The sequence below is a fragment of the Aestuariivivens sp. NBU2969 genome, from assembly GCF_019931125.1.
Lineage (GTDB): Bacteria > Bacteroidota > Bacteroidia > Flavobacteriales > Flavobacteriaceae > Aestuariivivens > Aestuariivivens marinum.
The window spans coordinates 16,490-30,034 of sequence record NZ_JAIOUU010000005.1 but is presented as its reverse complement, the minus strand read 5'-3'; the positions used below and the strand labels follow the sequence as shown (position 1 = coordinate 30,034).

The window sequence follows — 13,545 nt, the reverse complement described above, 5'->3', positions numbered from 1 at the left end:
TTGGTTTAAAGAAACACCATTTTATTAACTAGGATTCTTATTAAAATGATTTAAAATTTGACTTTCAAATCAGTTTAAAATCCAAGGGAGATGTCCTTACAAAATATAACCTCTACAATAGATGATATCTTTTTTGACACAAAAGATTTATTTTTTGCGTCATTTTTAATTATATATTTGTTAAGCTTGCTATAAAAAACGAGGGATTATTATTTATTGAAAATTTATTTTTTTGACTAAATGTTAAGAAAAATAGCTTTTAATCGAATTAAATTGGTTTTCAGCCTTGTTTTTTTGCAAAACAATTACAGTGTTTTTTAGTTAAATTGCATTTTTTTATACATTAGCACCCCCATGATGCTACAAAAGAAAAGAATTTTAACCTCAATCTTATTTTTATTAATAAGTATGGTTTGTATGGCGCAAAAGGATGTACCACCCCCGCCGCCGCCTACACCTCCTCCTGGTCTCTCTATAGGAGTAAACGCAGTATTTCTTTTAGTGTGTGGGGTTTTTTATGGGATTAGAAGTTTGATGCTTAAAACTAAATAGCATATCTTAGATTTTATTAAGCGAAATAAGTTTAGCTACATATTTTCCTAAAACATCAAATTCCAGATTTACTATTGATCCAATATTAAATGTATTAAAATTAGTGTGCTCATAAGTGTAAGGTATTATGGCTACACTAAACATATTGGTTTTAGAATTTACAACAGTTAGGCTTACTCCATTTACGGTTATGGAGCCTTTTTCAATGGTAATATTATTTAGTGAGCTATCGTATTCAAACGAGAAAATCCAACTACCATTGTCAGACTCTATATTCGTACACATTGCAGTTTGATCTACATGTCCTTGAACAATATGCCCATCTAGTCGATCGCCAAGTTTCATGGCGCGTTCTAAGTTTATTTTATCGCCTATACTTAAGTGTTTTAAATTAGTTTTTTCAAGGGTTTCCTTAATGGCGGTAACAGTATAGTTATTGTCTTTTATTTCAACTACGGTTAGGCACACCCCATTATGAGCGACACTTTGGTCAATCTTTAGGTCAGATGTTATGTTGCTTTCAAGAGTAATATTAAGGTTTCCTTTTTCGTGGATCAGATTAGTTATTACCCCAATCTCTTCAATAATTCCCGTGAACATTATAATCTCTGTTTATTTGGTTAAATTTGCATCATCAAAATTACAAAACTTAATCATATTTAATGGAGAACGAGGAAAATATAATTGTTGGAATATCTATAGGTGATTTAAACGGAATTGGTGGTGAAATTGTTTTGAAAACCTTTGAAGATGAAAGAAGCTTAGAGTTTTGTACTCCAGTCGTTTTTGCTTCGGCTAAAGTGATGGGTTTCTTAAAGGCACATTTCAACTCAACAATACATTTTAATATCATTAACAGTTTTGATCAGGTTAAGCAGGGTAAGGTTAATGTATTTAATTGTTGGAAAGAACCTGTAAACATTAACTTTGGTGAAGAAGATGTTAAAATAGGAACCTATGCCGTAAAATCCTTAGAAGTAGCCGTCAAAGCATTAAAGCACAACAACATAGATGTTTTGGTTACAGCACCAATAAACAAGTACAACATTCAGTCTGAAAAATTTAATTTTCCAGGTCATACTGATTATCTAGCACAACAGTTGGAAGGAGAAAGCTTAATGTTTATGGTAACCAATGGTTTAAGGGTTGGCCTATTAACAGATCATGTGCCCGTAAAGGATATTGCTAGCCATATAACACCAAAACTTATTGAGAAAAAGATAGATATTATTTACAATTCATTAAAGAAAGATTTTAGAATAAATAAACCAAAAGTTGCTGTTTTGGGTATTAATCCCCATACAGGAGATAATGGGGTTATTGGGAATGAGGACGATACTATTATGAGACCTACATTAAAAAATATAAAGGAATCAGGTAAATTAGTTTTCGGACCTTATGCGGCCGACAGTTTTTTTGGATCGGATAATTATAAAAATTTCGATGCCATAATTGCTGCATATCACGATCAAGGTTTAATACCTTTTAAGACCTTATCTTTTGGGCAAGGGGTTAATTTTACAGGGGGTCTTAACCGAATTAGAACCTCACCAGACCATGGCACGGCATATGAAATAGCGGGGAAAGGGGTTGCCGACGAAAGTTCTTTTAAGGAAGCTTTATTTACGGCTATTAAAATCTTTAGAAATAGACTTGATTATGAATTACTTAGTTCAAATCCTTTAAAAAAAGCGGCCAAAAAGATATAAACAAAAAAATGTTTATAAGTAAGGTAGCATAAATAAAAATTTATATATTTGCAGGCTCAAAATAGATGTGATAATGAAGCCTTTGAAAGAGTTTACAATTCCATTTGTGGGGTTAAAAGTTGGAGAGCATCATTTTGAATATGACATTGAGCAAGCGTTCTTTGAACATTTTGAGTATGAAGACTTTAACGACACATACGTTCATGTCAATGTTGTTTTAAATAAAAAGGCAACATTGCTTGAATTGCATTTTGAAGTTTCAGGAGAGGTCAATATAAATTGCGATTTAACTAACGAACCGTATAATCAAAATATTAGCAATATTTTTGATTTGGTGGTTAAGTTTGGTGACGAATATAATGATGAGTATACAGATATTCTCATTATACCGCATGGAACCCATGAAATTAACATTCAGCAATACATATATGAGTTAGTTGTATTGGCAGTTCCTATTAAACGCATTCATCCTGGAGTAATAGACGGAACGTTGAATTCAGACATACTTAAAAAGCTAGAAGAGTTAAGCCCAAAGCCCAATAAACAAAAGCAATCAGAAGGGGATATAGATCCTCGATGGAACACATTAAAGAAATTATTAACGGATAAATAAATTATAAAATGGCACATCCTAAAAGAAAAATCTCGAAAACCAGAAGAGATAAAAGAAGAACCCATTATAAAGCAACTGCGCCACAGATTGCTACTTGTCCTACAACAGGTGAGGCTCATTTATACCACAGAGCACATTGGCATGAAGGAAAACTATACTACCGAGGTCAAGTATTAATTGACAACTCTGAAGAAGTAGAGAATTTAGCATAACCTATGATGCTTGTATATAACAAAACGCTCACCTATGAGCGTTTTTTTTATGAAGTGCATTTAACTAAATACAAAAACACATAATTTTGTGTATTATTACACCAAAATTTAGTAGTTTTCACAAATTTTAAATGTTTTTGTCCAATTTTTGTAAGTTTTTGGTCAAAATAACTCTGAAATTATGAGTAAAATCTCTGCGGCAATTACAGCTGTTGGTGCTTATGTGCCAGACTATGTGTTAACCAATCAAATTCTTGAAACTATGGTTGATACGAATGACGAATGGATTACCACTAGAACGGGTATCAAAGAACGTCGCATTTTAAAAGAAGAAGGTAAAGGCACTTCTTACCTAGCTATAAAGGCTGCCCAAGATCTTATCAATAAAAAAGGAATAGACCCCAAAACCATAGAACTTATTATTGTTGCCACGGCAACACCAGATATGAAAGCGGCTTCGACAGCAGCGTATACTGCAGCTCAGATAGGAGCAATAAATGCGTTTTCATTTGATATGGATGCTGCATGTTCCAGTTTTTTGTTTGGAATGTCTGTAGCGGCAAGTTATATTGAATCGGGGAAGTACAAAAATGTATTGTTAATTGGGGCAGATAAAATGTCTTCAATAATCAATTATAAAGATAGGGCAACTTGCATCATTTTTGGAGATGGAGCTGGAGCAGTTTTGTTTGAACCCAACGAAGAAAGTTTAGGGTTACAGGACGAATATCTTAGAAGCGATGGTAATGGACGTGAGTTTTTACAAGCCACTTATGGAGGCTCTGTGAACCCTATTACGCATGAAGCGATAGATCAAGGGGGACAATATGCATTTCAAGAAGGTCGTACTGTTTTTAAAAATGCCGTATTTAATATGGCTGATGCTACAGTAAAAGTTTTAGACCGTAATAATCTAACAAAAGACAATGTAGATTGGTTGGTGCCACATCAGGCAAACAAGCGTATTATTGATGCTACGGCTCAACGCATAGAACTAGAAGAAGAAAAAGTTATGGTTAATATACATAAATATGGTAATACGACTTCAGCAACATTACCATTATTATTAAACGATTACGAGTCCCAACTTAAAAAAGGAGATAATTTAATTTTTGCTGCCTTTGGAGGCGGATTTAACTGGGGAGCCATTTATTTAAAATGGGCCTATAATTAATTAAACTACATAACCAATTACCAATAAGCATATTATGGATATTAAAGAGATTCAAAATTTAATTAAGTTCGTTGCAAAATCTGGAGCAAGTGAGGTTAAACTTGAAATGGATGATATTAAGATCACTATTAAAACAGCAGCCGATTCTGAAACTACTATAGTACATCAAGTACCTGCGGCATCAGTACCCCAAGTAGTAGCTCCTGCACCAGTACCAGTTACTCCTGAGCCCGCTGCAGCAGCTCCTGCTCCAGCATCAGACGACTCAAAATACATTACTATAAAATCACCTATAATAGGAACTTTCTACAGAAAACCATCACCAGATAAACCATTATTTGTTGAAGTAGGACAAACTATAGCTGAAGGTGATGTGCTGTGTATTATAGAGGCCATGAAGTTATTTAACGAAATAGAATCTGAAGTTTCGGGAAAAATAGTTAAGATTTTAGTTGATGATGCGTCTCCAGTGGAGTTCGACCAGCCATTATTCTTAGTAGACCCTTCTTAATGTAAAATCCCAATTTTCAATTCCCAAATGCCCAATCGTTTTGTTTTGGAATTTGTTTTTTGAATATTGAAAATTTGAAGATATTATGTTTAAAAAAATATTAATTGCCAATAGAGGTGAAATAGCCTTGCGTGTTATTAGAACGTGTAAGGAAATGGGCATAAAAACGGTAGCAGTATATTCAACTGCAGATGCGGAAAGCTTACACGTTAAATTTGCCGATGAAGCGGTTTGTATTGGACCTGCGCCTAGTAGTGAATCTTATTTAAAGATGTCTAACGTTATTTCTGCTGCTGAAATCACCAATGCAGATGCCATTCATCCAGGCTATGGATTTCTATCGGAAAATGCTAAATTTTCAAAAATCTGTGAAGATCACGGTATAAAATTTATTGGTGCATCGGCCGAAATGATTGACCGTATGGGTGATAAGGCTAATGCAAAAGCAACTATGAAAGCAGCAGGAGTACCTTGTGTTCCTGGAAGTGATGGTGTTATTAAAGATTTTGAGGAATGTAAAAAAATAGCTAAGGAAACGGGTTATCCTGTAATGTTAAAGGCTAGTGCCGGTGGAGGCGGTAAAGGTATGCGCGGTGTTTGGAAAGAAGAGGACCTTAAAGCTGCTTGGGACTCTGCTCGACAAGAAAGTAAAGCAGCATTTGGGAATGACGATATGTATATGGAAAAGCTTATTGAAGAGCCTCGACATATCGAAATTCAAATTGTGGGTGATTCCCGTGGTAAAGCTTGTCATTTGTCTGAAAGGGATTGTTCCGTTCAACGTCGTCATCAAAAGCTTACAGAAGAAGTTCCATCACCATTTATGACTTCAGCACTACGTAAAAAGATGGGAGAAGCAGCTGTAAAAGCAGCCGAGTATATTAAGTATGAAGGAGCAGGAACTGTTGAATTTTTGGTTGATAAGCACAGGAATTTCTACTTCATGGAAATGAATACTCGTATTCAAGTTGAACATCCTATTACAGAGCAGGTTATCGATTTCGATTTGATACGAGAACAAATATTAGTGGCTGCAGGCGTGCCAATTTCTGGCAAGAACTATACCCCTAATTTACACTCTATTGAATGCAGGATAAATGCTGAAGACCCTTATAACGGATTTAGGCCATCACCAGGCAAGATTACAACTTTGCATGCCCCTGGAGGTCATGGTGTGCGTTTAGACACTCACGTGTATTCAGGTTATACAATACCGCCTAATTATGACTCAATGATTGCCAAGCTAATTACAACTGCTCAAACTAGAGAAGAAGCGATAAGTAAAATGAAGCGTGCATTGGATGAGTTTGTCATAGAAGGCATAAAAACAACCATTCCATTCCATAGACAGTTAATGGACCATCCCGATTATTTGGCTGGTCATTACACGACCAAGTTTATGGAAGACTTCGTTATGAAAAAAGAAACAGAAGAATAGATTTAAACTCCGAAAGCAATTTCGGAGTTTTTTTTTGATTAATTTCGAAGCTACTAATTAACTGTAATTCCTAAACAAGTGAATTTATCCTATTGGGAAATAAAAAGTTGGTTAACCAATATAGACTACACCGTAGTTGGCAGTGGTATTGTGGGGCTTAATTGTGCATTATCGCTAAAAGAAAGATTTCCAAAATCACGTATTGTAATATTGGATAAAGGTATTTTGCCACAAGGCGCTAGTACCAAAAATGCAGGGTTTGCGTGTTTTGGAAGTCTGAGTGAGATCTTGGATGATTTAACATCCCATACTCAAGGAGAAGTGCTTGAGTTGGTAAAAAAACGTGTTCAAGGCTTACATTTACTAAGACAGAATTTAGGCGATACAACTATTAAATACCAGCAACTAGGAGGTTACGAATTGTTCAATGAAGTCGATGTTGAACTTTTTGAAACCTGCATGTCGAGAATGGATGAGGTTAATCAATTACTAAAGCCTATTTTTAATCAGGATGTCTTTTGTTTAAAGGGCAATCTATTTCATTTTAAAAAGGTTAATACTCAATATATTTTTAATGCTTTTGAAGGACAGATCGACACAGGCAAAATGATGGAAGCATTACTTTTAAAAGTGCAATCAAGAGGAATAAAAATATTAAATAATGTGTCCGTTTTAAGCTTTTTGGAAGATACTAATGCCGTTAAAGTAGTTACTGACCGTTTTCAACTTTCAACATCAAAATTACTGATTGCTACCAATGGGTTTGCTTTGCAATTGTTAAATGAAGACGTTCAACCTGCAAGAGCACAAGTACTTATTACTAAACCCATAAAAGATCTACACATTAAAGGAGCATTTCATTTAGATAAGGGGTATTATTACTTCAGAAATATAGATAATAGGATTTTATTAGGAGGAGGAAGAAATCTCGATTTTAAAACAGAAGAAACTACAGTATTTGGACAAACTCTTTTAATTCAAAATAAATTAAAAACACTCTTGACAACAACAATTTTGCCCAATACACCTTTTGAGATTGATTATAGTTGGAGCGGCATTATGGGTGTTGGTGCTCAAAAAAAACCTTTTGTTAAGCAACTAAGTAACCATGTTTACTGTGGTGTTCGGCTAGGTGGTATGGGTGTTGCTATTGGTAGTTTAGTAGGTAGGGAATTGGCTGGTTTAGTTGATTGATATGTTAAAAAAGATATACAAGTTTTTATTCAAATCGGTTATTTGGTTTATCATCCTTTCAGTTTTATGGGTCCTACTTTATAAATGGGTTCCAGTACCTGCAACGCCACTTATGGCCATTCGTTATTTTGAAGCAAAGGAAACCCAAACCACTAAAATATGGAAACACCAATGGGTGGGTTTGGATGAAATCTCTAAACAGATACAATTGGCGGTTATTTGTAGTGAAGACCAAAACTTCATAAAACATAGTGGTTTTGATATTAAGGCTATTGAAAAAGCTATTGATTATAACAAAACTGGAAAACGGTTAAGGGGAGCGAGTACCATAAGTCAACAAACGGCCAAGAATGTGTTTTTGTGGCCACAACGCAGTTGGTTGCGCAAAGGTTTGGAAACGTATTTCACTTTTTTAATTGAACAATTATGGTCTAAAGAGCGCATTATGGAAGTCTATTTAAATAGCATTGAAATGGGTAATAGCGTTTATGGTATTCAAGCGGCATCACAATATTGGTTTGGTAAATCGGCATCACGATTAACAAAAGATGAAGCTGCAGCAATTGCTTCCATTTTGCCCAACCCAAGGAACTATAGAGCTAATCCGCCTTCAAGTTATATACAGGGAAGAAAAGAATGGATTAAAAAACAAATGGTGTATTATGGTCATTTAAGTTATAATGAAGGCAAGTAAAATCGATATCAAAATAAAGCAAGAACTTTATAATAAGTGTCGAGATACTTTGTTATCTAGGCTGAATCTAGTTAAGGCTACCATTAAACAGCTACAGGAATCCTTATATGCTGAGACAAAAAGCACAGCGGGCGACAAACATGAAACAGGTCGTGCTATGGTGCAATTGGAGCGAGAAAAAGCAGGACAACAACTTGCGGAAATTCAAAAGACTAGTGCGATTCTTTCTAAAATTAATATTGAAAAAACATCAAGAGTGATTGTTTTGGGAAGTGTAGTTTATACAAGTAAAGGAAATTACTTTATTGCCATTAGTGTTGGCAAACTAAGATTAGCCAAAGATATATTTTATGCCATTTCTATCCATTCGCCTATAGGACAATTGCTTCTTGGAAAAACTGTAAATGACACTATGGTTTTTAGGGGAGAAAATATACAGGTCAATAAAATAATTTAAACTATTCTGAAACCATTACCCATTCTTCTCCAATGGAATTAGTGTCTTCATCTATAAGCTTAAAGCCATTTTTTTCGTAAAAGGATTTTAAGCCAAAATCTTCAATGATAAGCCAAAATGGTTGATTTTTATATTTGTTTTTTAATGCACCCAACCAGCCACTGGCAATCTGTTTTCCTCGATATTTGGGTATTACAAAAATAAATCCTAAATACAGATAGCCTTTATCAAACAAGTGATTATAGGTTATTTCCAATGGGGTAGCATTTGGAGGTGTTTTTGAAAATATAATACCACCAGCTATGACCTGTCCATTACATTCAATAATATAAATGGAAGAAGAATCTCGGTAATTGTTCCATTGCGGTCCGATAATATCCTGCCAATCCTGTGGCAGAATTTTAAAAAACCTATTGGGTTTTTGGGTTCTTTTAAATAGGAATTTCATGGATTATATCTTTTGCTTCAAGCTTCGTATTTCACACCTAAAAACTATCATAACAAGCCCCAAGCCCAAAGCTTATCGGAGTCCTCAACCCATCGGTTGCCAATATCGGTACGGTAATAACTGTTGTTCACAATAATATTACTTATGCGATTTTGCATCATGCGCTGGGCATCTTTCATAGTGACTCCCGTTCCTGTAATCAAAAGCGCAATACCTGTATTGCCCGTAATTAACCATTCGTTATTAATGCATTTTAAGTGTATGGGGTGCACGCCTTCCTTAAGTTCCTTTTTAAAGATAATTACAGAGTCTTTTGAAAACAGTTCAAAGCTTTTCCTGTCGTTATACGGAAAGGGCGGCACAACAATATAAGCCCCAATTTGGAAACCTTTTTTGGTGTTTAACATAAAGGTGTCGCCATTGGCAATTTTGTATAGCAAATTGCCCAAAGGTTCATTAATCCCATCACTTTGTATGTACACTTGTGGATAGCCAAATCTGGAGGTGAATTCCAGAGGATAGATACCATTGCCATTTACAATGCAATTAATATCGATATGCCCCACAAAATTGTGTTTGGCTAAAGTTGTTTCAAACTTTTTTAAGGTGGTATCATATATTGGGGAATCTTCCACCCAAAACATACTCGTTCCCATTTCACCCGTAGAGACCCCAAGCTCGTTAGGAAACAGTTTTTTGTGTTCGAAGGTAACATTAAGGGGTTTTAAAAAGCGCTTGCCGTTAAAGAAAGCCGATACCGACACTTCAACACCACGTACCTTCCGCTGCAATTGAAAATTCCCAAATTTATTACCCCATGACTTTTCATAGGCTTTTAACACTCGTATCACATCCAAGCCTTCATCATCACTGCCTACAAAGAGCAATTGTTTAAGGTCCTGTATTTCACCACAAGGTTTTATAACATAGGCATCGGGGTTTAGTTCCACATAAGAAATGGCATCGTGAAAATTGGAGAACTCTTTAAAGGGCAAGGTTTTTATTTTATGCTTTTTAAGTTCTTGTTGTCCAAAATTGCGGTCCAACTCCAATAAATCGGTGTATTGGGAACCTCCAAAAACAAGTTTTCCAGTAGTGCGTAAGTCATCACAGATTTTACCATATCCTGTATAATCGAAAATAATAACATCGGCCCAATCGATATGTTTTTTCCAATTATTGACTTTTTTAACAAAACCGAAACCGATTTCCCTAGATGGCTTGTCTTCGATAAATAGTTTAACTGAGTGGCCTTCCTTTTGAACTGAATATACAAGATCCAGTATTTCTCCCCACCTTGAAATAAAAAGAAACCTTCTTTTTATGGTAGGATTTTTGGCGTTATGTGCGGTTTTCAACTGCTATAAAAACAGAAATTTAATAGCACAAATGTATACTATTTAACGATTGATTGTTAGAGATACGGTTGAATTTTTTTCAAGGCTAATAGGGTGTTCAAAAAAGATCTTTTTACCCTTTAATTCGGCTTCAATTAAATAATGATTGCCTTTAAAATAAGTATGTTTAATAATCGCTTTTAAGTTGGATTTTTCAACAGCCTTAAGCTGATGGGCATAAACAATGTGATTTTCAATGATGTTGAATTCCCCAAAAAATGAAGCAATTAATGCGTTGTTGGGACTGTTATATAATTCCTGTGGCGATTGGTTTGCGATGACTTTGGTATCATGCAAAACAATCATGGTATCGGCATAGGAGATAACGTCCTCTTTGTCATGAGTAGCAACAATACAGGTTATGTTTTTATCCTTTAAATAGTTAAACAGACTACGGCGCAGCGATTGTTTTTTAAAGTTGTCAATGTGGCTAAAGGGTTCATCTAACAGCAATATTTCAGGAGCTTTGGCCAAAGCCCTGGCCAATGCCACACGTTGTTTTTGTCCACCACTTAAGGTCTTAACTTTTTTGTTTTTATATGTGGTGAGTTCTACTACTTTTAAAAGTTCGTCGATACGGTTTTGTTTTTCTTCCGGGTAGAAGTTGGATAGGAATTCACCAATATTTTCGCCTACCGAAGTAAAAGGCATCAAATCAAATTCCTGTGCTACGTATTTCATGAAATCAGGTCCTGTAATGAGGTTGAATTTTGGCCCGAGAATTTCATGATTTTTCCAAAACATTTGGCCTTCATCCAGATCGTATGTGCCGTATAGCAGTTTAAGTAAGGTACTTTTCCCAGAACCGCTTTGGCCAATCACAGCCAGATTTTCACCTGGTTTTAAGTTAAATGAAATGTTCTTTAAAACAGGTGTTTTTTTATAGGAAAAAGAAAGGTTGGTTACGGTGAGCATAGCAATCCAATAAAAACACAGTCGGAAATTTAAGGTTTGCCCCTGACTGTGCTTAAACTACAACATGTTAATTAGTCTTTAAAATTTTCCATTTTATTTGGTAGAACACGATAACCCATATTATATAGTGTAAATCCAAAAACATCGGCATACTGTTCTATGGTTTTGCTTACAGGAGTTCCAGCACCATGCCCCGCATGAGTTTCTATACGGATTAAGGTTGGATTATCCCCAGTTTGCTTGCTTTGCAATTCAGCAGCAAATTTAAAGCTATGGGCTGGGACGACCCTGTCGTCATGATCCCCAGTAGTCACTAAAGTCGCGGGGTATTCTACACTTGTTTTTACATTATGTAAAGGTGAATACCCTTTTAGGTATTCGAACATGGCTTTATTATCTTCAGCCGTTCCATAATCATAAGCCCAACCAGCACCTGCGGTAAAGGTATGGTAACGCAGCATATCCAAAACCCCAACAGCCGGTAAGGCCACTTTAGCTAAATCGGGGCGTTGGGTCATAACGGCACCTACCAATAAACCACCGTTTGAGCCACCGCGTAAAGCCAAATAGTCTGATGATGTGTAGTTGTTTGCAATTAAGTATTCACCTGCAGCGATAAAATCATCAAATACATTTTGTTTTTGCAGTTGTGTGCCTGCGATGTGCCACGCTTTCCCATATTCGCCACCGCCACGTAAATTAGGAATGGCCAAGATACCACCCTGCTCCATCCAAACAGCGTTGCCTATACTAAACGAAGGGGTAAGGCTAATATTGAAGCCGCCATAACCATATAAAATGGTTGGGTTTTTCCCATCGAGTTCCAAACCTTTTCTATGGGTAATCATCATGGGGATTTTGGTGCCGTCCTTTGAAGTGTAAAACACTTGTTTACTCTCGTAATCATCACTATTAAAGGCTATTGATGGCTGCCAATAAGTTTCAATATCTCCAGTATCAACATTCATTTTATAAATGCTGGAGGGCGTTTTGTAATTGGTAAAGTAGAAGTAATCTGTTTTTTCTTCTTTTTTACCTCCAAAACCGCTAATAGTACCCAATCCTGGCAGTTCTACATCTCTTACCAAGGTACCATCGTAATTGTATTGCTTAACCTGTGAAATGGCATGGACCATATAATGTGCAAAAATATAACCACCACTAGTTGATGGGGTTAAAACATTATCGGTTTCAGGGATAAGGTCTGCCCAATTTTCTGGAGCAGGGTTTGAAGCATCCGTTGTAACAATTTTTTTATTAGGGGCATTTAAATTAGTTACTAAAAATAATTTACTGCCCTGATTGTCCAACAAGTAGGTGTCGCTATCGGTATGGTTCAAAACGGTAATAAAATTACTGTTTGGTTTGGAAAGGTCTTTTAGAAACAGTTTGTTTCCAGATGTTGAAACCCGAGGAGTGATAACAAGGTAATTGTCGTCTTCGGTAACCATAGCATAAATATAACGGTGCTTCTCTTCAGGAGTTCCACCAAAAATAAGTTGATCCTGGCTTTGCGATGTTCCCAGTTTGTGATAATATACTTTATGTTGGTCAGTTTTAGCGGATAATTCACTGCCTTTAGGTTTATCGTAACTGGAATAGTAAAAGCCTTCATTTTTGTACCATGATATTTGGGTAAATTTTACATCCACAAGGGTATCTTCAATAAGCGTTTTGGTTTCGACATCCATAACCAAAATTTTTCGCCAATCACTTCCTCCTTCAGATATGGAATAAGCTAATATTTTTCCATTTTTAGAAAAACTCATTCCATCAAGTGAGGTGGTACCATCTTTAGAAAAGGTGTTGGGGTCTAAAAACACTTCCGTTTCACCATTGCCAACTTTTTCTCTGTAGTATACACTTTGGTTTTGCAAACCATCATTTTTAGAGAAATAGGTATAATCACCTTCAGTAAAGGGAGCACTTACTTTTTCGTAATTCCACAGGCTCGATAAACGTTCTTTTAATGCTTCACGGAAGGGAATGGTTTCCAAATAACCATGAGTTACCCTATTTTGGGCTTTAACCCAAGTTTCGGTTTCTGTACTTCTATCATCTTCTAACCAGCGGTAAGGGTCTTTTACTTCAATTCCAAAATAGGTATCTATAGTATCTACCGTTTTAGTTTCTGGGTAACTTACAACCATTGTGTTTTTTTCTGTTTTACTTTCTTTACAAGCCAACAAAGTGCCAAGGACAAAAAGGCCAATTACTAATCTTTGCATATG

At 35.7% G+C, this 13,545-nt stretch carries 14 protein-coding genes; 9 read left to right on the top strand and 5 right to left on the bottom strand.

Features of this window, described 5'->3' with window-relative positions:
• Positions 1 to 558: 558 nt before the first annotated feature.
• Positions 559 to 1,152 carry a riboflavin synthase gene (locus tag K7G79_RS05500; protein ID WP_223549953.1) on the bottom strand — a complete coding sequence of 198 codons (594 nt, stop codon included), beginning with the start codon at positions 1,150 to 1,152 and terminating at the stop codon, positions 559 to 561.
• 62 nt (positions 1,153 to 1,214) lie between these two features.
• Here K7G79_RS05500 and pdxA point away from each other — a divergent pair, with 62 nt between their 5' ends.
• The 9 genes from pdxA to K7G79_RS05455 all read left to right on the top strand — a co-directional run bounded on the left by pdxA (position 1,215) and on the right by K7G79_RS05455 (position 8,554).
• Complete coding sequence (gene pdxA, locus K7G79_RS05495; protein ID WP_223549952.1) at positions 1,215 to 2,261, top strand: 4-hydroxythreonine-4-phosphate dehydrogenase PdxA; 1,047 nt, start codon at positions 1,215 to 1,217, stop codon at positions 2,259 to 2,261.
• Between the two features lie 73 nt (positions 2,262 to 2,334).
• Positions 2,335 to 2,874: a DUF177 domain-containing protein gene (locus K7G79_RS05490; protein WP_223549950.1), complete on the top strand. Its 540-nt coding sequence runs from the start codon at positions 2,335 to 2,337 to the stop codon at positions 2,872 to 2,874.
• Positions 2,875 to 2,882: 8 nt separating this feature from the next.
• A complete protein-coding gene (gene rpmF / locus K7G79_RS05485; RefSeq protein ID WP_103050696.1) occupies positions 2,883 to 3,086 on the top strand; it encodes a 50S ribosomal protein L32 in 204 nt (67 codons plus the stop codon).
• Between the two features lie 181 nt (positions 3,087 to 3,267).
• Positions 3,268 to 4,260, top strand: a complete 993-nt coding sequence (locus K7G79_RS05480) for a beta-ketoacyl-ACP synthase III (protein WP_223549948.1) — start codon at positions 3,268 to 3,270, stop codon at positions 4,258 to 4,260.
• A 34-nt stretch (positions 4,261 to 4,294) separates the two neighbouring features.
• Complete coding sequence (gene accB / locus K7G79_RS05475) at positions 4,295 to 4,771, top strand: acetyl-CoA carboxylase biotin carboxyl carrier protein (protein WP_223549946.1); 477 nt, start codon at positions 4,295 to 4,297, stop codon at positions 4,769 to 4,771.
• 85 nt (positions 4,772 to 4,856) lie between these two features.
• Positions 4,857 to 6,209, top strand: a complete 1,353-nt coding sequence (gene accC, locus K7G79_RS05470; protein WP_223549944.1) for an acetyl-CoA carboxylase biotin carboxylase subunit — start codon at positions 4,857 to 4,859, stop codon at positions 6,207 to 6,209.
• Positions 6,210 to 6,287: 78 nt separating this feature from the next.
• On the top strand, positions 6,288 to 7,403 hold the full coding sequence (locus K7G79_RS05465; RefSeq protein ID WP_223549942.1) for an FAD-dependent oxidoreductase: 1,116 nt from the start codon (positions 6,288 to 6,290) through the stop codon (positions 7,401 to 7,403).
• 1 nt (position 7,404) lies between these two features.
• On the top strand, positions 7,405 to 8,097 hold the full coding sequence (gene mtgA / locus K7G79_RS05460; protein ID WP_223549940.1) for a monofunctional biosynthetic peptidoglycan transglycosylase: 693 nt from the start codon (positions 7,405 to 7,407) through the stop codon (positions 8,095 to 8,097).
• Positions 8,084 to 8,554 carry a GreA/GreB family elongation factor gene (locus tag K7G79_RS05455; protein ID WP_223549938.1) on the top strand — a complete coding sequence of 157 codons (471 nt, stop codon included), beginning with the start codon at positions 8,084 to 8,086 and terminating at the stop codon, positions 8,552 to 8,554. Before mtgA ends, K7G79_RS05455 begins: the two co-directional genes overlap by 14 nt.
• Before the next feature lies 1 nt (position 8,555).
• Here the strand turns inward: K7G79_RS05455 and K7G79_RS05450 are convergent, their stop codons facing one another.
• From K7G79_RS05450 to K7G79_RS05435, 4 genes are all read right to left on the bottom strand, one after another.
• Entirely contained in the window at positions 8,556 to 9,002 is a 447-nt protein-coding gene (locus tag K7G79_RS05450; protein WP_223549936.1) for a GNAT family N-acetyltransferase, read from the bottom strand.
• 47 nt (positions 9,003 to 9,049) lie between these two features.
• Entirely contained in the window at positions 9,050 to 10,360 is a 1,311-nt protein-coding gene (locus K7G79_RS05445; protein WP_223549934.1) for a phosphoribosylamine--glycine ligase, read from the bottom strand.
• A 42-nt stretch (positions 10,361 to 10,402) separates the two neighbouring features.
• Positions 10,403 to 11,314 (bottom strand): ABC transporter ATP-binding protein, encoded by a 912-nt coding sequence (locus K7G79_RS05440; RefSeq protein ID WP_223549933.1) that lies wholly within the window; start codon positions 11,312 to 11,314, stop codon positions 10,403 to 10,405.
• A 71-nt stretch (positions 11,315 to 11,385) separates the two neighbouring features.
• Complete coding sequence (locus tag K7G79_RS05435) at positions 11,386 to 13,542, bottom strand: prolyl oligopeptidase family protein (protein WP_223549931.1); 2,157 nt, start codon at positions 13,540 to 13,542, stop codon at positions 11,386 to 11,388.
• Positions 13,543 to 13,545: the final 3 nt, after the last annotated feature.

Coding starts and splice junctions, on each gene's coding strand:
- K7G79_RS05500 (WP_223549953.1), bottom strand. CDS start 1,152: ATGTTCACGGGAATTATTGAAGAGATTGGGGTAATAACTAATCTGATC.
- pdxA (WP_223549952.1), top strand. CDS start 1,215: ATGGAGAACGAGGAAAATATAATTGTTGGAATATCTATAGGTGATTTA.
- K7G79_RS05490 (WP_223549950.1), top strand. CDS start 2,335: ATGAAGCCTTTGAAAGAGTTTACAATTCCATTTGTGGGGTTAAAAGTT.
- rpmF (WP_103050696.1), top strand. CDS start 2,883: ATGGCACATCCTAAAAGAAAAATCTCGAAAACCAGAAGAGATAAAAGA.
- K7G79_RS05480 (WP_223549948.1), top strand. CDS start 3,268: ATGAGTAAAATCTCTGCGGCAATTACAGCTGTTGGTGCTTATGTGCCA.
- accB (WP_223549946.1), top strand. CDS start 4,295: ATGGATATTAAAGAGATTCAAAATTTAATTAAGTTCGTTGCAAAATCT.
- accC (WP_223549944.1), top strand. CDS start 4,857: ATGTTTAAAAAAATATTAATTGCCAATAGAGGTGAAATAGCCTTGCGT.
- mtgA (WP_223549940.1), top strand. CDS start 7,405: ATGTTAAAAAAGATATACAAGTTTTTATTCAAATCGGTTATTTGGTTT.
- K7G79_RS05455 (WP_223549938.1), top strand. CDS start 8,084: ATGAAGGCAAGTAAAATCGATATCAAAATAAAGCAAGAACTTTATAAT.
- K7G79_RS05450 (WP_223549936.1), bottom strand. CDS start 9,002: ATGAAATTCCTATTTAAAAGAACCCAAAAACCCAATAGGTTTTTTAAA.
- K7G79_RS05440 (WP_223549933.1), bottom strand. CDS start 11,314: ATGCTCACCGTAACCAACCTTTCTTTTTCCTATAAAAAAACACCTGTT.
- K7G79_RS05435 (WP_223549931.1), bottom strand. CDS start 13,542: ATGCAAAGATTAGTAATTGGCCTTTTTGTCCTTGGCACTTTGTTGGCT.